This window comes from Flavobacterium sp., from assembly GCF_017744675.1.
In the GTDB taxonomy this organism is placed as follows: Bacteria; Bacteroidota; Bacteroidia; order Flavobacteriales; family Flavobacteriaceae; genus Flavobacterium.
In genome coordinates this window covers 263,160-288,740 of record NZ_JAGIAV010000008.1, presented here as the reverse complement: position 1 = coordinate 288,740, position 25,581 = coordinate 263,160, and the positions used below count along the sequence as shown (strand labels likewise).

The 25,581-nt window shown below is 34.8% G+C and carries 17 protein-coding genes; all 17 read left to right on the top strand.

Annotated elements, in window-relative coordinates; translation table 11 throughout:
• The coding region (locus J7574_RS22485) for a gliding motility-associated C-terminal domain-containing protein (RefSeq protein WP_290974292.1) at positions 1-2,750 on the top strand (2,750 nt) is incomplete at its 5' end.
• A gap of 49 nt (positions 2,751-2,799) precedes the next feature.
• Positions 2,800-3,711, top strand: a complete 912-nt coding sequence (locus tag J7574_RS22480; protein WP_290974289.1) for a type IX secretion system membrane protein PorP/SprF — start codon at positions 2,800-2,802, stop codon at positions 3,709-3,711.
• Positions 3,712-3,719: 8 nt separating this feature from the next.
• The gene (locus J7574_RS22475; protein WP_290974286.1) at positions 3,720-5,732 is read left to right on the top strand and encodes an OmpA family protein; all 2,013 of its coding nucleotides are present in this window, start codon (positions 3,720-3,722) and stop codon (positions 5,730-5,732) included.
• A gap of 740 nt (positions 5,733-6,472) precedes the next feature.
• The gene (locus J7574_RS22470) at positions 6,473-6,898 is read left to right on the top strand and encodes a CBS domain-containing protein (protein WP_198854486.1); all 426 of its coding nucleotides are present in this window, start codon (positions 6,473-6,475) and stop codon (positions 6,896-6,898) included.
• A gap of 153 nt (positions 6,899-7,051) precedes the next feature.
• The gene (locus tag J7574_RS22465) at positions 7,052-9,343 is read left to right on the top strand and encodes an NADP-dependent malic enzyme (protein ID WP_290974280.1); all 2,292 of its coding nucleotides are present in this window, start codon (positions 7,052-7,054) and stop codon (positions 9,341-9,343) included.
• A gap of 77 nt (positions 9,344-9,420) precedes the next feature.
• Positions 9,421-10,002 carry a Holliday junction branch migration protein RuvA gene (gene ruvA / locus J7574_RS22460; RefSeq protein ID WP_290974277.1) on the top strand — a complete coding sequence of 194 codons (582 nt, stop codon included), beginning with the start codon at positions 9,421-9,423 and terminating at the stop codon, positions 10,000-10,002.
• A gap of 25 nt (positions 10,003-10,027) precedes the next feature.
• The gene (gene sprA / locus J7574_RS22455; protein ID WP_290974274.1) at positions 10,028-17,269 is read left to right on the top strand and encodes a cell surface protein SprA; all 7,242 of its coding nucleotides are present in this window, start codon (positions 10,028-10,030) and stop codon (positions 17,267-17,269) included.
• Between the two features lie 86 nt (positions 17,270-17,355).
• Positions 17,356-17,736: a glycine cleavage system protein GcvH gene (gene gcvH, locus J7574_RS22450; RefSeq protein WP_095927914.1), complete on the top strand. Its 381-nt coding sequence runs from the start codon at positions 17,356-17,358 to the stop codon at positions 17,734-17,736.
• A complete protein-coding gene (locus J7574_RS22445; RefSeq protein WP_290974270.1) occupies positions 17,729-18,112 on the top strand; it encodes a VanZ family protein in 384 nt (127 codons plus the stop codon). Before gcvH ends, J7574_RS22445 begins: the two co-directional genes overlap by 8 nt.
• Positions 18,113-18,227: 115 nt before the next feature.
• On the top strand, positions 18,228-18,971 hold the full coding sequence (deoC, locus tag J7574_RS22440) for a deoxyribose-phosphate aldolase (protein WP_290974268.1): 744 nt from the start codon (positions 18,228-18,230) through the stop codon (positions 18,969-18,971).
• Between the two features lie 19 nt (positions 18,972-18,990).
• The gene (locus tag J7574_RS22435) at positions 18,991-21,114 is read left to right on the top strand and encodes an energy transducer TonB (RefSeq protein WP_290974265.1); all 2,124 of its coding nucleotides are present in this window, start codon (positions 18,991-18,993) and stop codon (positions 21,112-21,114) included.
• Between the two features lie 157 nt (positions 21,115-21,271).
• On the top strand, positions 21,272-22,174 hold the full coding sequence (cyoE, locus tag J7574_RS22430) for a heme o synthase (protein WP_290974262.1): 903 nt from the start codon (positions 21,272-21,274) through the stop codon (positions 22,172-22,174).
• Positions 22,175-22,176: 2 nt separating this feature from the next.
• Positions 22,177-22,764, top strand: coding sequence for a cytochrome c oxidase subunit 3 (locus J7574_RS22425; protein ID WP_260672523.1), 588 nt, complete (start codon positions 22,177-22,179; stop codon positions 22,762-22,764).
• Positions 22,765-22,806: 42 nt separating this feature from the next.
• On the top strand, positions 22,807-23,790 hold the full coding sequence (locus J7574_RS22420; protein ID WP_290974254.1) for a cytochrome c oxidase subunit 3: 984 nt from the start codon (positions 22,807-22,809) through the stop codon (positions 23,788-23,790).
• A gap of 19 nt (positions 23,791-23,809) precedes the next feature.
• Positions 23,810-24,160 carry a cytochrome C oxidase subunit IV family protein gene (locus tag J7574_RS22415; RefSeq protein ID WP_290974251.1) on the top strand — a complete coding sequence of 117 codons (351 nt, stop codon included), beginning with the start codon at positions 23,810-23,812 and terminating at the stop codon, positions 24,158-24,160.
• Between the two features lie 79 nt (positions 24,161-24,239).
• Positions 24,240-24,881 carry a hypothetical protein gene (locus J7574_RS22410; RefSeq protein WP_290974248.1) on the top strand — a complete coding sequence of 214 codons (642 nt, stop codon included), beginning with the start codon at positions 24,240-24,242 and terminating at the stop codon, positions 24,879-24,881.
• Positions 24,882-24,893: 12 nt separating this feature from the next.
• The gene (locus J7574_RS22405) at positions 24,894-25,580 is read left to right on the top strand and encodes an SCO family protein (RefSeq protein ID WP_290974245.1); all 687 of its coding nucleotides are present in this window, start codon (positions 24,894-24,896) and stop codon (positions 25,578-25,580) included.
• The last annotated feature ends 1 nt before the right edge of the window (position 25,581 follow it).

The window sequence follows — 25,581 nt, the reverse complement described above, 5'->3', positions numbered from 1 at the left end:
CAGCAGCAGGAGAAGTTAAGTTTGAAATCATCGGAACGCTTCCATCAGGATTAACGCTAAATGCTGATTATACACTATCAGTTGCGCCAAATACGCCAAAAGGAGATTATAATGTAGAATATAAAATCTGTGAAATCACTAATCCGCTAAACTGCGACTCAGTAATCATCACTGTGCCAGTTACAGCAGGAGACCTGGTGGCAAATGCAGACAATATTCCATCGGTTTTAGGATCGAATGCTCCTCAGACTTTAGGTAAAAATGTTTTTGATAATGATACTAAAAACGGACAGCCTTTAGACCCAGCAGATGTTACGCTGAAAACTCCAACGCCAGATCCAAAAGGATATCTGACGCTGAATCCAGACGGAAGCATCATTTTAGGCGCCAATCCGCCAGCGGGAGATTATGAGCTGACTTATGAAATCTGTGAGAAGCTAAATCCAAGCAACTGCAGCTCAAATACGGTAAAAGTTACGGTTGGAACCCCAGTAATCGATGCGGTGAAAGATGTGTTCGCTCCAATAAACGGAAATGCTGGAGGAACAACAATTTCATTAACAACAAATGATACTTTAAACGGAAACCCAATTGTTGTAGGAACAGCAGCAGGAGAAGTTAAGTTTGAAATCATCGGAACGCTTCCATCAGGATTAACCCTGAATTCAGATTACACAATATCTGTTGCAGCAAATACGCCAAAAGGAGATTATAATGTAGAATACAAAATCTGTGAAATAACTAATCCGCTAAACTGCGACTCAGTAATCATCACTGTTCCAGTTACAGGAAGTAATCTTGTTGCAAACGAAGATCTTGTGCCTTCAGCGGTTGGAGTAAATATTCCGCAGACAGTAATCAATGTTTTTGTAAATGATACAAAAGATGGCAAAGCATTAGTGCCTTCAGATGTAAATCTTACGGTTACTAAAGTCGATCCGAAAGGATATTTAGCTGTCGACACAAACGGAAATGTTACACTAGCGCCAAATGCACCTGCGGGAGACTACGAGTTAACATATACTATTTGCGAGAAATTAAATCCAGACAACTGCAGTTCAAATGTTGTAAAAGTAACGGTAACAGAACCAAAAATGACAATTGTAGCAAACAGCTATTGTTCAAACAATGTTCCTTATGTTAAGTATACCGTTACACCAGATAATTTCACACCTAATAATTTATTAACGGTTAAATGGATTGATAGCAATAACAATGTAGTGGCAACTCAGACTAATCTGCCATTAAACGGAGATATTTTATGGCCAGGAGCAGAAATTGACAGCAACGGAAATGGAATTGATTGGCCAGGATGGGTGGTAAATAATGGAATATGGACAGAAGGTGCTGACGGATTTGAAGCTACTAGAAGTGGAGCGAAAATCGAATTCTCGTTAAATCCTACAGTTACAGTTCCTATTGCTTATCCGCCTGCTACACCGGATTGTAATGCTCGTCCAACATTCTCTATAAAAGCAAATAATGATGAAGCAGGACCAATAAATGTGAAAAAAGGAGCAAATGCTACAGTTAACATATTTGAAAATGACGTATTGAATGGAGTAAAACTTAGCCCATCAGACGTTATTTTATCAGTACCTGTAGTAAATCCAAATATTTCATTGAATGCAGATGGTTCAATTAATATTGCGACAAATACGCCAGATGGAGTTTACCAATTGACTTATCAGATTTGCGAAGTGGCAAACAAATCAAATTGTAGTCAAGCACTAGTTAAAATTACAGTTGACAATGTTTTAGATCCAGTTTCGCCAACAGTAAATCAAATTACTTTAAATAACGATAATAATGTTAGTGCCGACGGAATTAACGGTTCACTAGAATTTGTCAATGTTTTAGAAAATGATTTGATAAACGGAAAACCAATAAATCCTGCTGATGTTATTATCAAGCCAATAACAGCGAGTCCATATTTTGAATGGAATGCAGACGGAAGCGTAAATGTTAAGCCTAACACACCAGGAGGAAATTATCCGTTGACTTATCAAGTTTGCGAAAAAGCAAATTCAACCAATTGCTCTACAGCTGTATTAAATGTTTTTGTTGAAGTGCCTGCAATTTCGGTCATAAAAACAGCAGTTTTCAACGACGAAAATAAGAGCGGTTTTGCAAATGCTGGAGAAACAATTACGTACAAATTTACGGTAACCAATACAGGAAATGTACCTCTTGTTGGAATCACGATAAATGATCCATTGCCAGGAGTTGTGGTTTCTGGACAAGCAATAAACTTGGGCGTAAACGAATCTAACGAAAAGAACTTTACAGCAGTTTACAAAATAACGCAAGAAGATATTAATCGAGGAAGTGTAAGTAACCAAGCAACGGTAAAAGGAAGCAGTTTAAGAGGTGTCGTGGTTGAAGATCAGTCAGACGATGCAAGCAATAGTGGAGATAGTCCTACTGTATTAGATTTAAACGGATGTTCTATTAAAGTAATGAATGCTTTCTCGCCAAACGGAGACGACAAGAATACAAGATTCTACATCAGAGGAATAGAATGTTATCCAGACAATACGGTTGAAATTTACAACCGTTGGGGAGTTCTAGTTTTCAATATAGAGCAGTATAACAATAACGATCGTGCTTTTGTTGGATATTCTAACGGACGTTCGACAGTGAAACAATCAGATGGTCTGCCAGTTGGAACCTATTTCTATGTCTTAAAATACAAAGACAATGCTCAACAATCTCACCAAGAATCTGGATACTTATACCTTAATAAATAAAATTGGACTACGACTTAGCGTTTAGCTAAGCCGTTCTAAAGCTTAATAAATGAAAAAATTAATTTTAGTTTTTATGTTTTTTTCGATTGTGTCACACGCGCAGCAAGATGCGCAGTATACGCAATATATGTATAATACAATCGAAGTCAATCCAGCGTATGCAGGTTCGAGAGGAGCATTAAGTGTTTTTGGTTTGTATCGCACGCAATGGATCGGATTAGACGGAGCACCAGAAACAAGTACATTTTCGGTCAATACACCTTTAAAAAATAGTGATTTAGGACTTGGAGTTTCTTTGGTAAATGATAAAATCGGGCCAACGGTAGAAAATACTTTATCAGCAGATTTGTCTTATGCCATTCCGACTTCAGACACCTGGAATTTATCTTTCGGGATCAAAGGAACAGCCAATCTTTTCAATATCGATATCAATAAATTGAGTTATGAAGATCAAGATGATCCGCAGTTTCAGAATCTTAAAAATAAATTTTCGCCAAATGTTGGAGCTGGAATTTATTACCATTCAGACAGAGCATACATCGGATTATCGGTTCCTAATTTTATCGAAACCAACCGTTATGACTCAAATGATGTGGCTATTTTCAAAGATAAAATCAATTACTATTTAATTGCAGGTTATGTATTTAATCTAGATCGTCTAGAATACATCAAATTCAAACCAGCTTTAATGACCAAAATGGTAGAAGGAGCTCCATTGCAAGTTGACGTTTCAGGAAATTTTATGTTCAATGATAAATTTGTTTTAGGACTTGCTTATCGCTGGAGCGCATCTGTTAGTGCAATGGCAGGGTTTCAGGTATCAAAAGGAATGTATATAGGTTATGGTTACGATCATGAAACTACACAATTAAGAAAGTACAATTCTGGATCTCACGAAATTTTCTTAAGATTCGAATTCTTCAATAATTACAATAAAATGATATCCCCAAGATTCTTTTAATACAACCTATGAAAGCTAGAAAATTAATATTGATCTTTTTACTGCTTAGTTTTGTTTCCTATGTAAATGCCCAAAATCCATTTGCAGCCATGAACATAAAATATGCAGATAAAAAATACGAAGAGTACGCTTACGCGGATGCCATAAAAGTTTACGAGACTTTAGTAAATGCTGAAACGACCGATCAAGGAATAATTCAGCGTTTGGCAAATTCATATTATTTTAATGGAGAATTGAAAAGTGCATTAAAATGGTACGAACAACTATTTATAATCAACGAAAATCAAGATGCCGAATATTTGTATCGATATGCGCAATCATTAAAATCGGCAGGAGATTATCGCAAGTCTGATGAGATTTTGCAGAAATTCAATCAGAAAGCCAGCGCAGAAAAAAGAGCGGCCCTTATTCGAAATGACAAAAATTATTTAGAAGATATAAAAGAAAATTCAGGACGATTCCAAATTGGCGACGCAGGAGTTAATTCTCGCTATTCAGATTATGGGAGCGTTGTTTACAATAATAAAATCGTTTTTACCTCTGCGCGCGATACTGGCGGAGTGGTTAAAGCCAATTTCCAGTGGACAAATAGATCTTTCTCTAGATTGTATACAGCAGATTTACTCCCAGACGGAAGTGTCGGAAAACCTGAACTTTTAGTAAAACGAAAAAAAGATAACTTTAATGAGTCAAGTCCGATTTTTACAAAAGATGGACGAACAATGTATTTTACCCGAAATAATTTTACAGATGGTAAAAGACGCAGCAACGACAAAAATGTAACGTTATTAAAATTATACAAGGCAGAATTTATTGAAAACGAATGGAAAAATGTAGTAGAACTTCCGTTCAATAGCGATCAATATAGTACGGCGCATCCAGCTTTAAGTATAGACGAAAAAACGCTTTATTTTGCATCAGATATGCCAGGAACGTTAGGACAATCTGATATTTATAAAGTTGCAATTAATAATGATGGAACGTTTGGCACTCCAGAAAATCTTGGGCCAACAATCAATACAGAAGGAAGAGAAACTTTTCCTTTTATTTCTGGAGATAACGAATTGTATTTTGCTTCTGATGGTCGCCCAGGTTTAGGCGGATTGGATATTTTTGCTTCTCGTATAAAAGCAAACGGAACTTACGATGAAGTTCTAAATGTTGGAGAACCAGTTAACAGCAAGCAAGACGATTTTGCCTTTAGTATCGACAGCAAAAGCAGAAGCGGTTATTTTTCTTCAAATAGAGAAAACGGACAAGGTTTAGATGATATTTACTTATTTACAGAAACAAGAAGATTGATCTGTGAACAAAATTTATCGGGAACCGTTACCGATGCAGAATCAAACGAGGTTTTAGCAAATACTTCTCTGACTTTGTTTAATGAAAAATTTGATCCTGTTGGAACAATTACAACCGATGAAAAAGGAAATTATCTTTTCCCTGATTTAAGATGCGGTAAAAAATATACGATTAGAACGGCTAAAAACGATTACAATGCCAAAGAAGTCATAGTAATTATTAGTAAAGAAAAGGGAGAAACGACTCAATTGATAGAATTAAATAAAGTATTTAAACCACTTGCAGCAAAAACGGTAGCGATTAAAAAAGTAGCTATTAGTCCAGTAAAATTGGGTTCTATACGAATTGGAGTAGATATTGCAAAGTTGCTTAATCTTCCGATGAACTTCTTTGATTTGGGTAAAGCTACCATCAAAAAGACATCAGAACCGCAATTAATGAAAGTGGTTAATCTTTTAAACGAATATCCAAATATGAAACTCGATATTCGTTCGCATACCGATAGCCGTTCTTCTTCAGAAAGCAATCAGATTCTTTCAGAAAAAAGAGCACAATCAACCAAAAATTGGCTCATCCAAAAAGGAATAACTGAAAATCGATTAACAGCCAAAGGTTACGGAGAAACGCAATTGGTAAACAAATGTGCCGACGGCGTAAAATGCTCAGAAAAAGAACACATGAAAAATAGACGAAGCGAATTTATTATTGTTGCAATGTAAAATGGCTTTTAATTAAAAAACAGGAGAACCCTTTTCTAAATTTTAGAAAAGGGTTTTTTGTTTAAGCCAAATAATTCCGCTAGGAGTTTATGGTCGGTAGCCCTAGCGGGGCGAAATATTTATAGAGAACATATTTACCACACGGCAAAAGCCCTATCGGGGTGATATATCGCTCCGCTGGAGCTTTTATATCCTGTCGATTTACCACCTATAAATATTATGCTCCGCTGGAGCATTCATTGTTTTAGTAAAAAATGTTATAACTCCGCTAGGAGTTACAGGTCGGTAGAAAAAAAATGTATTTGTTTTGGGTTGTGTTCCAGAGGAACACCTGATTATGCAAATAAGGATGTTTGCCACGTTAATCAAACGTTCCGCTGGAACGTACGAACTGTAATTCAAATTCTGTTCTACCGACCAAACATTCCTACGGAATGATTAAACATAAATTGGGGATATTTTTTTTCTACCAACCTTTAACTTCTAGCGGAGTTTTTAGAAATATGTTTAATTTTTCTGTGAAATAACTCCGCTAGAAGTTAAAGGTCGGTAAATGTTAAAAAATCTAACATTTTTCAAAAAACCATTCTAAAGGCTTTGATTCTTTACAGTATAATATTGAAAACTTAAATTTTGATTTATTATGTTTAAAATGAATTAGTTATGATTTTAAAAAATCGATTTCGTTGCAAATTGTGTTGGTTTTTATTTTAACTTTATAAATCTAAAAATTTTTCATTATGACTGTAGATCAAATACTTAAAGCAAAAGGAAGAAATGTATATTCTATTGTCTCCAATTTAACGGTTTATGATGCGTTAAAAGTTATGGGAGAAAAAAACATTGGGGCAATTTTAATTATTGATGATAATGTTTTAAAAGGAATATTATCAGAAAGAGATTATGCTCGAAAAATTGTTCTGAAAGATAAATCTTCTAAGGAAACTTTTGTTCATGAGATTATGGAAAGTAATGTTTTTACAGTAAAACTTTCAGATAATCTAGAAGATTGTATGGAACTTATGAGCGAAAAAAGGATAAGACATTTGCCTGTTCTGGAAGACGGAATCGTGGTTGGAATTATTTCAATCAGCGATGTAGTGAAGGCAATTATAGAAATTCAAAAAGATACCATCAACCATTTGAATTCTTATATTTCTCAATAAACGATAGCTAAAAAAGATAAAAATTCAAACGAGTCCAATTTCTATTGGACTTTTTTTATTTATTCGAATAGATTTTAGGAAAAGAAAATGCTAAAAAGACGCCATTTTAAAACAAGACTTATATCTTTGTAAGCTAGAATAAAAGCTAAAAAAATGAACAAAGAGAGTAAAAAAAGAGAAGCGTTACTGTATCACGCAGAGCCAACTCCAGGAAAAATTCAGGTAGTTCCAACAAAAAAATATGCAACCCAGAGAGATCTATCATTGGCCTATTCGCCAGGAGTTGCAGAACCATGTTTAGAAATTGCAGCAAACAAAGAAGACGTTTATAAATATACAGCAAAAGGAAATTTAGTAGCCGTAATTTCAAATGGTACAGCTGTTTTAGGACTTGGAGACATTGGTCCAGAAGCTGGAAAACCGGTAATGGAAGGAAAAGGTTTATTGTTTAAAATATTCTCTGATATTGACGTTTTTGACATCGAAATTGATACTAAAAATGTTGAAGAATTTATTCAAACTGTAAAAAATATTGCTCCAACTTTTGGGGGTATTAATCTTGAAGACATCAAAGCTCCAGAATCTTTTGAAATTGAAAGAAGACTGATTGAAGAATTAGACATTCCAGTAATGCATGATGACCAGCACGGAACAGCAATTATATCTTCTGCAGCTTTAATCAATGCGCTTGAATTGGCTGGAAAAAAAGCCGAAGATGTAAAAATGGTCGTTTCTGGTGCAGGATCTGCAGCTATAGCTTGTACAGACTTGTACGTTTCTTTAGGAGTAAAAATAGAGAACATTTTAATGTACAATAGTAAAGGACTTTTAACAAAAGACAATCCTTCACTTTCAGATTTGCAATTAAAATATGCTATCGATGGCCCTAAAATTGAATTGGCAGAAGCAGTAAAAGGTGCTGACGTTTTCATCGGATTGTCTTCTGGAGGTATTTTATCGCCAGAAATGTTATTGACAATGAAAGATAACCCGATTGTATTTGCAATGGCAAATCCAAATCCGGAAATCGATTATAATTTGGCCGTAGAAACGAGAAAAGATGTTATTATGGCGACAGGACGTTCAGATTTTCCTAATCAGGTAAACAACGTATTAGGTTTCCCATATATTTTTAGAGGAGCATTAGACGTAAGAGCGACAAAAATCAACGAAGCTATGAAAATGGCAGCCGTAAAAGCGTTAGCTATTTTAGCAAAAGAACCAGTTCCAGAACAGGTAAACGTAGCTTATGGCGCAATGAAATTAGGTTTCGGACAAGAGTATATCATTCCAAAACCATTCGACCCACGTTTAATTACTATTGTGGCGCCTGCAGTTGCAAAAGCAGCAATGGAATCTGGTGTAGCAAAAAATCCTATTACAGACTGGGCAGCTTATGAAGATAAGCTTCGCGAACGTATGGGGAACGATAACAAAATGGTTCGTTTAATTACAAATCGTGCTAAAGTTAATCCTAAACGTGTTGTTTTTGCCGAGGCAGATCAATTAAATGTTTTAAAAGCAGCTCAAATTGTTTACGAAGACGGAATCGGATTCCCAATTTTATTAGGAAATAAAGAGTTGATTCTAGACTTGAAAAAAGAACTTGGTTTTGATGCCGATCTAGAAATTATCGATCCAAAAACAGATGAGGAAGCCGAAAGACGTAATAGATTTGCAAAATCATTCTGGGAAACAAGAGGAAGAAGAGGAGTTTCTAAATTGGATGCAGAAAAATTCATGCGCGAAAGAAACTATTTTGCAGCCATGATGGTTAACGAAGGTGAAGCAGATGCTTTAGTTACAGGGCATTCTAGAAGTTATCCTTCTGTAGTAAAACCTATGATGCAGTTAATTCCAAAAGCTCAAAATGCGTCATTAATTGCAACTGCAAACATGATGCTTACTTCTCGTGGGCCAATGTTCTTGTCAGATACTGCGATAAACATTAATCCATCTGCACAAGATTTGATTAATATTGCCGTAATGACTGCAAAAACAGCTAAAATGTTCGGAATTGAACCTGTAATTGCAATGGTATCGTTCTCAAATTTTGGTTCTTCAACTAGTGAAAGCGCTTCAAAAGTGAGAGAGGCTGTAGCATATTTACATAAAAATCACCCAGATTTAATTGTTGACGGAGAAATTCAAGCAGATTTTGCATTAAATCCAGAAATGCTTCAAGAAAAATTCCCATTCTCTAAACTAGCAGGAAAAAAAGTAAATACGTTAGTTTTCCCTAATTTAGAGTCAGCAAATATCACTTACAAATTGTTAAAAGAATTGTACAAAGTGAATTCAATTGGACCAATTATGATGGGTATGGGCGAACCAGTTCATATCTTCCAATTGGGTGCTAGCGTTGAAGAAATGGTTAATATGGCTGCTATTGCTGTTATTGATGCACAGGAAAAAGAAATTAAAAAGAATAAAATAGCACAATAAAAGTTCAACAAGGATTATACAAATTTGTCGTAGTTTTATGGCATTTTTGTTATATTTGATACTAATAAACTATATTTATGATAGCGCATTTGCAGGGAAGATTAGTAGAAAAGAATCCTACAGAGGTTGTAATTGATTGTGGAGGAGTTGGTTATCAGGTAAATATATCGCTGCATACCTTCTCCTTAATTCCAAATTCTGAAAATATAAAATTGTATACGCATCTTCAAATTAAAGAAGATGCGCATACTTTATATGGTTTTGTTGAAAAATCGGAACGAGAAATTTTCAGAATGCTTATTTCTGTTTCAGGAATTGGAGCAGGAATTGCAAGAACAATGCTTTCGTCAATAGAACCAAAGCAAATTATAAACGCCATTGCATCTGGAGATGTTGGCACAATCCAGTCTATCAAAGGAATTGGGAACAAAACAGCACAAAGGGTTATACTGGATTTAAAGGAAAAAGTTGTTAAATTGTACGATATAGATGAAGTTTTTGCTGTTCAAAACAATAGAAACCGAGATGAAGCGTTATCTGCTCTAGAAGTATTAGGTTTTGTCCGAAAAGCTTCCGAAAAAGTAGTAGAAAGAATCGTAAAAGAAGATCCAGAAGCTACGGTTGAAACAATTATCAAAAAGGCCTTAAAAAGCTTATAAATTTCACTTTATATAAAAGAATTCTATGCGTAAAATTTGTATTTTGTTGCTGGTATTACTCTGCGGTAATGTTTTGCGGGCACAGGTCACACCGGCGGCACAAGATACAACTAAAACTCAGTTTTCGGTAGGTAAGATAGAGCTCGAAGATCCTCCGAGCGTACTTTCTGCATATCGCTACGATCCTATTACCGATCGTTATATCTACACCAATTCTGTAGATGGTTTCTCTATCAATTACCCTTTAATTTTAACGCCAAAAGAATACGAAGATTTAGTTTTAAAAGAAGCTAGAAGAGATTATTTTAGAAAAAAATCGGATGCTATTGACGGTAAAAAAGCTGGAGCCGAAGCGGCTAAAAAAGATTTATTGCCTAGATATTACATCAATTCGAGTTTATTCGAAAGTATTTTTGGAAGTAATACTATAGACGTAAAACCCACAGGATCAGTTGAAATGGATTTGGGTATGCGTTATACCAAACAAGACAACCCGTCATTTTCACCGAGAAACAGATCCAGCCTGACTTTTGATTTTGATCAAAGAATCAGTATGAGTTTGATGGGGAAAATTGGAACTCGTTTGGAGGTAAATGCAAACTACGATACGCAATCAACATTTGCCTTTCAGAACTTATTTAAATTAGCTTACACACCTTCAGAAGACGATATTGTTCAGAAGGTTGAGGTGGGTAACGTGAGCATGCCTTTAAATAGTACCTTAATTAGAGGTGCACAAAGTTTATTTGGGGTCAAAGCGCAACTGCAATTTGGTAAGACAACTGTTACTGGAGTTTTCTCTGAACAGAAGTCGCAAACCAAAAGTATAGTCGCAGAAGGTGGAGGTACCGTGCAAAACTTTGATTTATTTGCTCTAGATTATGATAACGATCGACATTTCTTCTTATCACAATACTTTAGAAACAAATACGATGCTTCTCTTAAAAATTATCCATTAATTGATAGCCGTGTTCAGGTTACAAGAATTGAAGTTTGGGTAACCAATAAGCAAAATAGAGTAACGACATCCAATAATAACTTAAGAAACATTATTGCGCTTCAGGATTTAGGAGAAGGACAGGTTTCTGGTGTTCCAGATAATCAAGTGGTGGTTATTACAGATCCAACAGGATTTTTTAATAACTCTATAGATTCGCCAACCGATAATACAAATAATAAGTACGATCCTGCCGCTATTGGCAAACCAGGCAGTTATTTAAATTCTAATATTAGAGAAATCGTAACAGCAAAATCTGGATTTAATAATGCTAATACAAGTGAGGGTACAGATTATTCTGTTCTTGAAAATGCTAGAAAATTAACAACAAACGAATTTACTTTCAACGCGCAGTTAGGTTACATTTCATTACAACAGCGTTTGGCCAATGACGAAATTTTAGCAGTAGCGTTTGAATATACCGTTGGAGGAAAAACATATCAAGTAGGGGAGTTTGGAAGTGATGGTGTAGATGCAACTGTAGTTACAGGAAACAATAATGCCAATCAGGCAATTGTAACGCAGAGTTTGGTTTTAAAAATGCTAAAAAGCAGTTTGACCAACGTGCAGAATCCGGTTTGGAACTTGATGATGAAAAACGTGTATCAGATTCCGCAGGCTTATCAAATCAAACAAGAAGATTTCAGGCTTAATATTCTTTATACAGATCCTTCTCCAATAAATTATATTACGCCAGTAACAGGAAGTACATTCCCTCCAAATCCAGCACCAGATGATAAAGTAGACCAAACGCCATTATTGAATGTTTTCAATCTTGATCGTTTAAATTACAATAACGATCCGCAAACAGGAGGAGATGGATTCTTCGATTATGTGCCTGGAGTAACCGTTGATGTTCAGAATGCTCGAATTATTTTTACGACAAAAGAGCCATTTGGAGAGCTTTTGTTTAGAAAATTGAACACCAATTCAGGAGAAAACTATAATGATCCAACCACTTATAATGCGAATCAGAAGAAGTATGTATTTAGAAATATGTACAGGAATACGCAGGCTGGTGCATTGCAGGATAGTGATAAAAACAAATTCTTACTGAGAGGGAAATATAAATCTTCTGGAAGCAATGGTATTCCTATTGGTGCATTCAACGTTCCGCAGGGATCTGTTGTAGTAACAGCTGCAGGTCGTGTTTTAGTGGAAGGTATTGATTATAGTGTCGATTATCAATTAGGACGCGTACAAATATTGGACCCATCGCTTCAGGCTTCTAATACGCCGATTGAAGTTTCATTAGAAAACAATTCAATTTTCGGTCAGCAGACTAGAAGATTCATGGGCTTTAATATTGAGCATAAAATTTCTGAGAAATTTGTGGTTGGAGGTACTTTCTTAAAAATGACAGAACGTCCTTTTACACAAAAATCAAGTTATGGACAAGAATCTGTAAATAATACCATTTTTGGTTTTAACGGAAATTATTCAACAGAAGTTCCCTTCTTGACAAGATTGGCTAATAAACTGCCAAATATAGATACAGATGTTCCTTCTAATCTTTCCATTCGCGGGGAAATTGCGTTTTTGAAACCAGATGCACCAAAAGCAAGTGATTTTGAAGGAGAAGCTACGATTTATATTGATGATTTTGAAGGTACTCAAACGACAATCGATATGAGATCTGCTTATGCGTGGAGTTTGGCCTCGACACCACTTATTAATTCTATTACAGACAATACTTTCAATGCAAATTCCAATACGCTAGAGTACGGTTTCAAACGTGCTAAGTTATCTTGGTACACTATCGACCCTATTTTCTATACCTCAAAGCCATCTGGAATTTCAAACGATGATTTGTCTTTAAATTCGACAAGAAGAATTTACAGTAGAGAGCTTTATCCGAATACAGATATTGCACAAGGTCAGATCCAGGTTATCAATACGTTAGATTTAACTTATTATCCATCAGATAGAGGGCCATACAATAATAACCCAAATTTTAGCAGTAGTGCGCCTTCAGCTAATTTTGGTGGAATTATGCGTGCTTTGAACTCTACAAACTTTGAGCAAGGGAATGTCGAGTATATTCAGTTTTGGGTACTTGATCCTTATGTGGGAACAGGCCAAGCTCAAGGAACTAATAGCGGAAAAATCTATTTCAACTTGGGAGAAGTTTCTGAAGACGTTCTGAAAGACGGAAGAAAGCAATATGAGAACGGTTTAGGACCAGATCAGGTAATGGTGAATCCGCAACCAATTTGGGGAGATGTGCCAGCGTCTCAATCCTTGATTTACGCATTTGATACCAATCCAGACAATCGTAAAAATCAGGATGTTGGTTTAGATGGTTTGCCAGATGCAAAAGAGGGAGCAATTTATACTAATTATGCTGGCGATCCCGATCCAGCAGGAGATAACTACACCTATTTCTTAAATACGGAGGGAGGGGTCTTACAACGTTATAAAAAATATAACGGAACAGAAGGAAACTCAGCTGTAAGTATTGACGATCCTAATAGAGGTTCTACAACGCTTCCAGACGTTGAAGATATCAATCGTGATAATACCATGAGTACAATCAATGCGTATTATGAATACAGTATTGATGTAAAACCAGGTATGCAGGTTGGAGAAAATTATATCACAGATATTAGAGAAGTTCAAAATGTGGAACTTCCTAATGGAGGTTCGACTAATGCAAGATGGATTCAGTTTAAAATCCCTGTTGCAAAACCTCAAAATACTATTGGTAATATTAGCGATTTTAGATCCATTCGTTTCATGCGTATGTTCATGACCGGATTTAACGATCAAATGACAGTTCGTTTTGGAGCTTTAGATTTAGTAAGAGGAGAATGGAGAAAATACACAGGAACATTAGATGCAAATGACACAAATCCTGATGATGACGGAACTCAATTTGATGTTGCGGCTGTAAATATTCAGGAAAACGCAACGAAATGTCCTGTAAACTATGTTATTCCGCCAGGAGTTCAAAGAGAACAGCTTTATAATAACAATACGATTATTAATCAAAACGAACAGTCTCTGGCAGTTCGAATTGGAGGTACAGGATTAGAATATCAAGATTCTAGAGCGGTTTTCAAAAATGTAAGTGTTGATATGCGTCAGTACAAAAAACTGAAAATGTTTCTTCATGCAGAATCGCTTCCAAACGAAACTCAGCTTCTAGACGATGAGATGATTGGATTTATTCGTTTTGGTAACGATTTCACGCAGAACTTTTATCAAATCGAGATTCCATTAAAAGTAACAAGAACTGGCGGGTCATGTACAATCAGCCCAGATCAAGTTTGGCTTGAAGAAAATAATATAGACCTTGCTTTAGAGTTGTTGACTAGAATGAAAATCTTAGGAATGAATATCGATATTAACTCTCCAAAAAGAGATATAAACGGTATTTATTATCCAGACCGAGATCCCGATGTCGATGGAGGTGACCAAGACGGTAAATTGACTTTAGGTATTAAAGGAAATCCGAATTTTGGTTTGGTTCGAAATTTAATGGTCGGAGTAAAAAGTGCGGCAAATCATAAAGATATTATGGGAGAAGTTTGGTTTAACGAACTTCGTATGTCTGATTTGGAAAACAAAGGTGGTATGGCTGCATTATTGAATGTGGATACCAACATGGCCGATTTGATGACATTATCTGCCTCTGGTAAAAAGAGTACGATTGGTTTTGGTTCTCTTGAGCAAGGAGCAAACGAGAGAAGTCGTGAAGATATTCAGCAGTACAACATTGTAACCAATATTAATCTAGGGAAATTGCTTCCTCGTAAATGGGGTATTAATCTTCCGTTTAATTATGCAATTGGAGAAGAAGTTATTACACCAGAATACGACCCCTTCAATCAGGATATTAAATTAGACCAATTAATATCGGAAACGACAGATCCAGCAGAAAAAGATAACATTAGAACAAGAGCAGTAGATTATACAAAGCGTAAAAGCATCAATTTTATTGGAGTAAGAAAAGATAGAGCGCCAGAACAGAAACCGCATGTTTACGATGTAGAAAACTTTACTTTCTCTCAATCGTATAATCAGGTAGAGCGACACGATTACGAAGTTGAAAGCTACGAAGATGAGCAATCAAATACTTCAATTAATTATGCTTATACTTTCCAGCCGAAAGAAGTAGTTCCGTTCAAGCAGACCAAATTCATGAAAACAAGTGATTATTGGAAACTGTTAAGCGATTTTAATATCAATTATCTTCCGTCAAATGTTTCGTTCAATACTAATATTTTAAGACAGAGCAATCGCCAGCAGTATAGACAAGTTGATGTTGAAGGTATTGGCTTAGATCCGCTTTACAGAAGAAACTTTGCGTTTAATTACCAATATGGTTTTGGATTTAATTTGACAAAATCATTAAAATTAAACTATACAGCGGCGTCTAATAATATTGTAAGAAACTTTTTGAACGACGATAATACGCCAAAACAAGACTTTAATATTTGGGATGATTATTTTGATATTGGTATTCCAAACCAGCATTTACAGCAGTTGGTTTTAAACTATGATATTCCAATTAATAAAATTCCAATATTTAGTTTCGTAAAAGCTACTTATTCTTATACGGCAGACTACAACTGGCAAAGATCATCAACGGCACTTTCTCAGTATGTTGACGAAAATGGAGTGTCTTGGAATTTAGGAAATACAGTTCAGAATGCCAATTCAAATACTTTGTCGACGACATTAAATATGAATATGCTGTATAAATATTTAGGTCTCGTGCCGGGAGGAAAACCAGCAAAACCAAAACCTGCGGCGCCTCCAAAACCAGGAGAGAAAATTGTGAATACAACGGCTAAACCGGTTACTAGCAGTAATCCTTTCTATGATGGTTTAATTGGAGTTTTGACCAGTGTTAAAAATGTTCAGATTAACTATACCAAAAACAGCGGTACCGTTTTGCCGGGTTATATTCCAGGAGTAGGTTTCTTCGGTTCGTCTAAACCTTCATTAGGATTTGTATTCGGTAGCCAAGACGATGTGCGTTTTGAAGCGGCCAAAAATGGATGGCTAACGAGTTATCAAAATTTCAACCAAAACTTTACGCAGGTAAGCAATAAACTTTTGAAAATAACAGCCAATGTAGATTTATTGCCTGATTTAAAAATTGATTTGGCAATGGATCGCGCTTATTCTGAAAACTCTTCAGAACAATATACAGTTAGAGATTCTATTGGGCAAAAGTTTTATAAGCCTCTATCTCCTTATTCTTATGGAATGTTTTCTATTTCAACGGTTCTAATTAAGACGGCATTTTCAACAAGTACAGAAACTCAATCGGCGGCATTTGATGATTTTAGAAGCAATCGTTTAGTTATAGCAAACCGTTTGGCAGAAGATCACTATGGGGCAGGAGCAGTGATTCCTAGATATGATGCTGGCGCACTACCACCAGAAAATCCAAATGCGCCTATAGAAGATCTTTCTAACCCAAATAATAGCGAACGAAAAATAATTCAATCTAACGATGGCTATCCTATAGGTTACGGTAAAAGTAATCAGGCAGTTTTGCTTCCTTCGTTTATGGCGGCCTATACAGGAAGTAATGCTTCGAATGTTTCTACAGGTATATTTAGAAGCTTTCCTATTCCAAACTGGAGTATTAAATATAATGGTTTAATGCGTTATAAGTATTTCAAAGACCATTTTAGACGTTTTTCATTACAGCATAATTATAGGGCATCTTATACAATAAGTCAGTTTAGATCAAATTTTGATTATTTGGAAAATCCAAATGGACTAGATGTAAATTCGAACTTCTATAATAAGACCATTATGTCGAATGTTAACTTAGTAGAGCAGTTTAGTCCGCTGATGCGAGTTGATTTCGAATTGAAAAACTCATTCCGTTTATTAACAGAAGTTAAAAAAGACCGTGCCTTGTCTATGAGTTTCGATAATAATTTATTGACAGAGGTAAAAGGAATAGAGTATGTTGTTGGATTAGGATATCGTTTTAAAGATGTGATTATCTCTTCAAGATTAGCAGATAACCCAACAGGAATTATCAAGAGTGATATTAACATAAAAGCTGATTTTTCATATAGAAATAATCAAACTTTGGTTCGATATTTAGATTACGACAATAACCAGCTGGCAGCAGGGCAGAATATCTGGACTTTAAAACTAACGGCCGATTATGCTTTCAGTAAAAACTTAACAGCTATATTTTATTATGATCATTCGTTCTCGAAAGCGGTTATTTCAACTTCTTTCCCTTTAACGAATATTAGATCAGGATTCACACTTCGTTATAATTTCGGAAATTAAATTTGGGTTTCTAAACTAGATTTTATTAGAAGATTATTACATTTGTGGCTTAAATTTTAAACAATCAATTTTCAAACACAACGATTATGAGCATACCAGCAAATTTAAAGTACACAAAAGATCACGAATGGGTTAGCATCGAAGGAGATGTTGCAACTGTAGGAATTACTCATTTTGCACAAAAAGAGTTAGGAGATATCGTGTATGTTGAGGTAGAAACTTTAGATCAGACACTTTCAAAAGATGAAGTTTTTGGAACTGTTGAGGCTGTAAAAACAGTTTCTGATTTATTCTTACCATTAACAGGTGAAATCATTGCTTTTAATGAAGATTTAGAAAGTGCTCCAGAAACTGTAAATTCAGATCCTTATGGAGCTGGATGGATGATTAAAATAAAAATTGCTGATGCTTCAGAAATCGATACATTATTGTCTGATCAAGCTTATAAAGAATTAATCGGTGCCTAAACAGCTGTTATTAATTTGGGCAATTATCTGCTCTGGAATCATTACCTATTTCTGTTTGACAGATTCTAGTAATATACCAGCAATTAATTTTCCAAGTATTGATAAAATTGTACATTTCTGTTTTCATTTTGGATTTACAATTTCGTGGATTTTATTTTTCAAAAAAGAACTAAAAGGAAAAGATTCAGACGATTATAAAGCGTATCTGATTTCATTTATATTTTCTGTCTTTTTTGGAATTACAATCGAAATTCTTCAAAGTGCTCTTACGGTTACAAGAACGGCAGATGTTACAGATATTTTAGCAAATGCACTTGGAGCCTTTGTTGCCGTTTTCTCTGCAATAGGATTTAAAAAGCAAATCGATAAAATATAATTCAAGAAACCCACTTCGGTGGGTTTTTTATTACAAGAAAATCAAGCAGTTAAAAAACTGTGTTTTATCAATTTAAAATGTACTTTTGTGCTGGTTTTCTGCAACTTCAAACGAAATGAATGTAAAGCAATATTTAGACTCTACGTATTTAAAAACTGCATCGCAAGCTGGTCTTTCGGAAGCAGAAAATACTCTTGTAGTCAAAAATGCAATTGCAGAAGCCATTCAAGAAGGTTTCAAACTGATTATGATTCGTCCAGAATATGTTGCTCTGGCAAAAAAAATGATTGTAGAAGCCAATTCTGTTTTATTGGTTGGAACTGTGATTGATTTTCCTGAAGGAAAGTCAAGTCTGGAAACCAAAATTAAGGAAGCAAATGAAGCGATTGCAAACGGAGCCGACGATTTAGATTTTGTTTGCAACTATGAAGCGTTCAAAAATGGAGATCTTGATTTAGTCAAAAAAGAAATCTTAATGGGAACACAAATCGGATTGGCAAATGATAAAACCGTAAAATGGATTATCGAAGTTGCGGCCTTAACCGATAAAGAAATCATTCAGTTGTCTGCCTTAATAAAACATGTTGTAGTTTCTAATTTTAAAGAAGACGATTTTGATTCTGTTTTTGTAAAATCTTCTACAGGTTTTTATAAAACAGAAAATAACCTACCAAACGGAGCAACTGTTCCAGCAATAATCATAATGCTTGAAAATGCCTCTCCACTTTCTGTAAAAGCAGCAGGCGGAGTCCGTTCATTTGAAGAAGCTGCAGAAATGATTCGTTTAGGAGTAAAACGCATCGGCACTTCGGCAGCAAAAGCAATTGCAAACGGAGAAATTTCCCCAAATCAATATTAAATAAATACCCCAATTTTAAGTGAATAAGTTTTTTCTGTCCCTTGTTTTAATTTCTTCTTCTTTTATTGTTTCCGCTCAGCAAAATGGTAATTCTTCAGTTCAGCCTGGTTTTGCTGCAGAAAAGTTTCCAGTTTTTCCTAATTGCGAAAATCTCGAAGGCAAAAAATTAGAAAACTGTTTTTATAAAGAAGTTCAAGATTTTGTATTCAATAATTTTCAAGTTCCTCAAAAATTAAAAGAAAACAATTATAAAGGAGCAGTAAAATTACTTTTTGAAGTAAATGCAGAAGGCGAATTTAAAGTTCTTTATGTTTCTGCAGAAAACGAAGAATTGTCTGAAGAGGCAAGAAGAGTATTCGGTACATTTCCCAAAATAAAACCGTCAACTTACAGCGGAAAGCCTACATATTCTAAATATACAATTTCGATAGATATTCCGCTAAAAAGCGCAGCGCAGCTTGAAGCAGAAGCTTTGGCAGCCGCAGAAATTGAAAAGCAGACAGCAAAACCAATGACAGAATTGGATAGTATCGTGTATAAAAAATACCGAAACCCAGAATTTGATAGTCATTTAAATATTCCTTTTTCGCACAGTTATTATTCTCAATTTGATGCCGAAATGAATCAAGTGGGAAGTAATAGTCACACGGCATCTAAACCTTATACCTATGCTGAGGTTTCAAAATATTATAATTTAAGAGCGGTTAATGAATCGCTGCAGAAAAAAACAAAAACGTGGTTGGGAAGAAAATGGTGGAACGAAAATCTAGTGCAGATTCAGGGAGAAGATTATTGGTTTGCCTTAAATCCGATTTTAGATTTGCAAATGGGAAAAGCTTCAGATCTTGATGCGTCTTACACTTATGTAAATACCAGAGCACTAAACTTTAGAGGTGGTTTAGGAAAACAAATCAACTTTACCACTACCTTTTTTGAAAGTCAAGGACGATTTGCAGGATATTATAACGATTATGCAGAATCTATTAAACCATCTGGAGGAAATCCGGCTATTATTCCCGGAATTGGAATTGCAAAAAGATTCAAAACAGATGCTTATGATTTTCCTTTAGCAGAAGCCAATATTACCTTCGCACCAGGGAAAATATTTGATTTTCAGTTAGGTTACGGACGTAATTTTATTGGAGACGGTTACCGTTCTTTGTTAGAAAGTGATGGAGCAAGTCCTTATCCTTATTTTAAACTAAATACCAAATTCTGGAAAATTAAGTACACCAATACTTATATGTTTATGAAAGACGTTCGTCCAGAAGTAACGGCTGAAAAAACGTACGCGACAAAATTTATGGCCAATCACTATTTGAGCTGGAACGTTTCAAATAGATTAAACTTAGGTTTTTTTGAATCTGTAGTTTGGACAAACTCAAATAATAGAGGTTTTGATGCTAATTTTATTAATCCGATTATTTTTTATAGAGCGGTAGAATTTGGTTCTTCATCTAAAAGCGGAAATGCACTTCTAGGAATAACCGGAAAATACAAATGGAATAATAGCGTAAATCTTTATTCGCAAATCTTGATCGATGAATTTTCTGTTTCTGATGTAGGCGCTGGAAATCAAAGTTGGAAAAATAAATTTGGATTTCAGTTTGGAGCAAAATATTTCAATGCATTTAATGTAAAAGACCTTTTAGTGCAGGTAGAATTGAATAGCGTACGCCCTTATGTGTATTCACACAGTGCTGTTATTACAAATTACGGACACAACAATCAGAGTGTTGGACACCAATGGGGAGGGAATTTCAACGAACTTATTGCAATTGCAAGATATCATAAAGGGCGTTGGTTGGCAGATGCAAAATTGACTGTAGGAAAAAGAGGTCTGGATTTTGATACGGCAGCGAACTCTTATAATTATGGAGGAAATATTTATAAAAGTTATGATGTAAAACGTCCATACGATACAGGTGTGAAAATCGGACAAGGAAATAAAACCAATGTTTTTATCGCAGATGTTCAAGGAGGATATTTAATTAATCCGATGACAAACTTGAAATTATTTGGAAGTCTAATCTATAGAAATTTCGATCCAACTCAAGAAACGGCAACCACTTTTAAGCAAAGTACCACTTGGTTTAGCATCGGATTACGTTCTGATATTTTTAATATGTATTTTGATTACTAGTTTTTAATAAGATTTTTCGAAATAATAGTGTTAAAGAATGCTGAGATCTTAATTTGTAAAGGTTTTATTGAAAAAAATCTAAAATTATAGGTTTAAATTCTACAATCTAATTTGTACATTTGCACCACTCAAAAAAAATACACAAAATACAACGGTATTGAACGCTGCAAAAAATACATTATCACTCAAATCAATATTTCTAGATTTTAAAGAGATTACTAAAGCTGGTTTGGCTATTAGTGTTTTGTTTTCTTCTATTGCGGGATATTTATTAGGGGTTGATGCCGATCATCCTTTTAAATGGAGTGTTTTGGCGGTTTTGGCAGTGGGAGGTTATTGTATGGTTGGGGCTTCAAATGCTTTTAATCAGGTAATTGAAAAAAATATCGATTCTTTAATGGATCGCACCAAAAATCGTCCAGTTCCTTCAGGGCGTATGTCTCCTAAAGTAGCTTTGTTAGTGGCAAGTCTGCTTACTATTGTTGGTATTGCGCTTCTGTATACTATAAACGCTAAGTCGGCAATGTTTGCTGCCATTTCGATATTTTTATATACAAGTGTTTATACGCCATTAAAAACGGTTACTTCGTTATCTGTTTTTGTTGGAGCTTTTCCTGGCGCGATTCCGTTTATGTTGGGCTGGGTAGCAGCAACTGGCGAATTTGGTATCGAAGCGGGAACATTATTCTTAATTCAATTTTTTTGGCAGTTTCCACATTTCTGGTCTATTGGGTGGTTTTTATATGAAGATTACGAGAAAGCAGGAATTTTTATGCTTCCAACAGGTAAAAAAGATAAAGGGACTGCTTTGCAAATCATATTGTACACAATTTGGCTTATCATAGCATCGTTATTACCTGTATTAGGTTTTACAGGGCAATTATTTATTTCTCCAATTGCAGCAGTTATGGTGTTTCTTTTAGGGATTTGGATGCTTTTTTATGCAGTTCGTTTGTATAAGTTGAGAACCGCAAAAGCAGCGAGAACATTAATGCTGGTAAGCGTTTCTTATATTTCGCTTTTGCAAATTGTATTTATAGTAGATAAATTTTTAAGATAGTTATGGAAATGACATTGAAAACAAATGAAGAACAAGTAAGAAAGTCAAAATCAGCAAAACTGATTCTGCTTTTTGCAATGGTTAGTATGACCATGATGTTTGCTGGTTTAACAAGTGCATTTGTAGTAAGTAAATCAAGAGCAGACTGGTTGAAGAATTTTGAGCTTCCATCGGCCTTCTATTGGAGTACGGCAGTAATCATTGCTTGCAGTGTTACGTTTTACTTGGCTAAAAAAGCCATTCAAAAAGACAATAGAAGCGCAGTTACAGGATTGCTTCTTGGAACTTTGGCATTAGGAGTTTTATTTGTGGTATTACAATTCAAAGGATTTGGACAAATCGTTGCAGAAGGGTATTACTTTACAGGAGAAGGTAGTTCAATTACTACAACTTTTCTTTATGTGGTAACAGTTACACACTTGTTGCACTTGGCTGGCGGATTAATTTCACTTTTAATTATAATTTATAATCATTTTAAACAAAAATACAATTCGACTCAAACTCTTGGTATAGAACTAGGTGCGATGTATTGGCACTTTTTGGATTTATTATGGGTATATTTATTTTTATTTTTATATTTCTTTAAATAAGAAAAAAACGTAAATTTGGGAACTTTTTAACGAATATCTTTTATGGGAGCGACAGTTACTACTGCAAACAACGACGAAAAAACTTGGGGAGGCGGTCACAATGAGCCTTTAGGAGCAAGTTATGGTAAAATGATGATGTGGTTTTTTATCGTATCAGATGCCTTAACATTCTCTGGATTTCTAGGAGCTTATGGTTTTTCTAGATTTAAATTTATTGAAACTTGGCCTTTGGCTGATGAAGTGTTCACTCACTTCCCATTTATGCATGGTGTTGCGGCTCCAATGTATTATGTAGCATTAATGACTTTTATTTTGATCTTTTCTTCTGTAACAATGGTGCTAGCTGTTGATGCAGGACACCAATTGAAAAAGACAAAAGTTGCTATTTATATGTTCTTAACTATTATTGGAGGTTTAATTTTCGTTGGTTCTCAAGCTTGGGAATGGAAAAACTTCATTAAAGGTGAGTACGGAGCAGTTGAAACTGTTGGAGGTAGCTTGCTGCAGTTTGTGGACAAAGATGGTAAAAGAGTAGCTTTAGCTGATTTTGCTGTTAAATTGCCAGAACAAAGAGAAGCTTTAACAAGAAGCCATTCAACTTGGTTTATGGAAGATGCTCAGTCATTGCCATCATTCTCAGTTGCTGAAGTTCAGGCTGGTTTTAAAGCTCACCCTGAAATCTTAATCAGAACAGAAAAACTTACAGATAAAAAGAAAAAAACAGTTTTATCAAGAGAAGAATCTGAAAAACGCTTAGCTAGTGCTAAATATGTAGTAGAAGGTGCTAACTTGATCAGAAACGAGTACGGTAATAAATTATTTGCTGATTTCTTCTTCTTCATTACAGGTTTCCACGGATTCCACGTATTCTCTGGAGTTATTATCAATATCATTATTTTCTTTAATGTGTTGTTAGGTACTTACGAGAAAAGAAGAAGCTACGAAATGGTAGAGAAAGTTGGATTATACTGGCACTTTGTAGATTTAGTTTGGGTATTTGTATTTACAGTTTTCTACCTAGTTTAATTTTTAGAATTTAATTATTATGTCACACGAGCACGTATCAAATACAAAAAGAATCTGGTTTGTTTTCGGATTACTTTCAGTAGTAACTACAGTAGAAGTTATTTTAGGTATTTACAAACCTGGAGTATTAGAATTTAATCATTTTGTTGGGTTGAATCTATTAAACTGGATTTTCTATATCTTAACAGTTTTCAAAGCATATTATATTGTATGGGCATTTATGCACATGGAAGGTGAAAAAAGCAGCCTTAGATGGTCTGTAGTTTCTCCTGTTATCTTCCTAGTTTTATATTTATTGTTTATTCTGTTAACAGAAGGACATTATATTTATGGGGTTTTTAAAGATTCTACTATTAAATGGAATTTTTAACATGATATTAATTCGAAAAGAAGCTCCGATTTACGGAGCTTTTTTTATTTTTGTACCTCAATAATTCTCCGTTAATACAATGAAAAAAAATATAGTTCTCTTTGTACTTTTTGTATTGCCAATTGTAGCGTATTTATTTTTTGCTTCTGGTGTAAATAGTTTTACGACACTTCCTGTAATAACACCAAAAGTGGCCGATTTTGGAAATTGGAATTCATTAAACGGAAAAAAAATCTCACTCAATAAAAAGATTACCGTGCTAGGTTTCGCGGGTACAAATATTCTGGAAAATAGAGGAAATTATTTTAATCTAAACGAAAAGATCTATAAACGTTATAATGGTTTTGAAGATCTTCAGTTTGTGGTGCTTTGTCCAGTAGGAACCGAAGCAGAAGCTCAAAAAATAGTGGATGCTTTATCTCCTTTTACCGACGTCAAAAATTGGAATTTTGTATTTGCTTCAAAAGAAGATATTCAGAAATTTTATGACGGACTTCATCTGAAAGAAAAACTAAATGAAAATCTTGGAACTTCTAATGTTTACATCATCGATAAAGAACGTAATCTAAGAGGAAGAAAAGATCCAAAAGAGTATAAAGAAGGGTATGATACTTTTCATCCATCTGAGTTAAGCAACGAAATGCTGGACGATTTTAAGATCATTTTATACGAATACCGCGCGGCTTTAAAGAAAAACCACAACGCTACAAAGCAACTTTAAAAATCATATATAATGTTTAAAAACAAATCATATATCGGAATCTCCTTTATCATTCTGATTTTTGGGATCTATGCCATTCCTAAAATTGTCGATCGAGTTAAAAACGGTGATATCGTAAAAGGAAATCGTTTGGATAATGTGGGTGCTAAATCTTCAAAAGACGCTAAACTTTTGACAATTGGTCCAGCTCCAAAATTCGAATTGACGAATCAGGATAATGTTAAGGTTTCAAATGAAACGTATAAAGGGAAAGTATATGTTTTGGAATTCTTTTTTACAACTTGTCCTTCTATCTGTCCAAAAATGAACATGAGTATGCTGGAAATCGAAAAAACATTTTTCGGAAATCCTAATTTTGGAATTGTTTCTATTACCATCGATCCTAAACATGATACTCCGCAGGTTTTAAAAGATCACGCGAAATTACTTGGAGTAAAATCTTCTAACTGGAATTTCTTAACGGGAGACAAAAACGTAATTATGGATTTGTCAAATAAAGGATTTAATCTTTATGCAGGAGAAAATGATAAAGTAAGTGGCGGATTTGAGCATTCAGGTTTGTTTGCCTTAATTGATAAAGACGGAAATATTCGTTGCAGAAAAGACGAGTTTGGGAATCCGAGCATCTACTATGATGGTTTAGATAAAAAAGGAGTTCGAGATATTCAAGAAGACATTAAAATTTTATTAGCAGAATAAA

What these genes read in the sequence shown, in the direction of transcription:
- J7574_RS22480 (WP_290974289.1), top strand. Translation starts at nt 2,800, where the DNA reads ATGAAAAAATTAATTTTAGTTTTTATGTTTTTTTCGATTGTGTCACAC.
- J7574_RS22470 (WP_198854486.1), top strand. Translation starts at nt 6,473, where the DNA reads ATGACTGTAGATCAAATACTTAAAGCAAAAGGAAGAAATGTATATTCT.
- J7574_RS22420 (WP_290974254.1), top strand. Translation starts at nt 22,807, where the DNA reads ATGGGAGCGACAGTTACTACTGCAAACAACGACGAAAAAACTTGGGGA.
- J7574_RS22465 (WP_290974280.1), top strand. Translation starts at nt 7,052, where the DNA reads ATGAACAAAGAGAGTAAAAAAAGAGAAGCGTTACTGTATCACGCAGAG.
- J7574_RS22425 (WP_260672523.1), top strand. Translation starts at nt 22,177, where the DNA reads ATGGAAATGACATTGAAAACAAATGAAGAACAAGTAAGAAAGTCAAAA.
- ruvA (WP_290974277.1), top strand. Translation starts at nt 9,421, where the DNA reads ATGATAGCGCATTTGCAGGGAAGATTAGTAGAAAAGAATCCTACAGAG.
- gcvH (WP_095927914.1), top strand. Translation starts at nt 17,356, where the DNA reads ATGAGCATACCAGCAAATTTAAAGTACACAAAAGATCACGAATGGGTT.
- J7574_RS22475 (WP_290974286.1), top strand. Translation starts at nt 3,720, where the DNA reads ATGAAAGCTAGAAAATTAATATTGATCTTTTTACTGCTTAGTTTTGTT.
- J7574_RS22415 (WP_290974251.1), top strand. Translation starts at nt 23,810, where the DNA reads ATGTCACACGAGCACGTATCAAATACAAAAAGAATCTGGTTTGTTTTC.
- deoC (WP_290974268.1), top strand. Translation starts at nt 18,228, where the DNA reads ATGAATGTAAAGCAATATTTAGACTCTACGTATTTAAAAACTGCATCG.
- sprA (WP_290974274.1), top strand. Translation starts at nt 10,028, where the DNA reads ATGCGTAAAATTTGTATTTTGTTGCTGGTATTACTCTGCGGTAATGTT.
- J7574_RS22410 (WP_290974248.1), top strand. Translation starts at nt 24,240, where the DNA reads ATGAAAAAAAATATAGTTCTCTTTGTACTTTTTGTATTGCCAATTGTA.
- J7574_RS22405 (WP_290974245.1), top strand. Translation starts at nt 24,894, where the DNA reads ATGTTTAAAAACAAATCATATATCGGAATCTCCTTTATCATTCTGATT.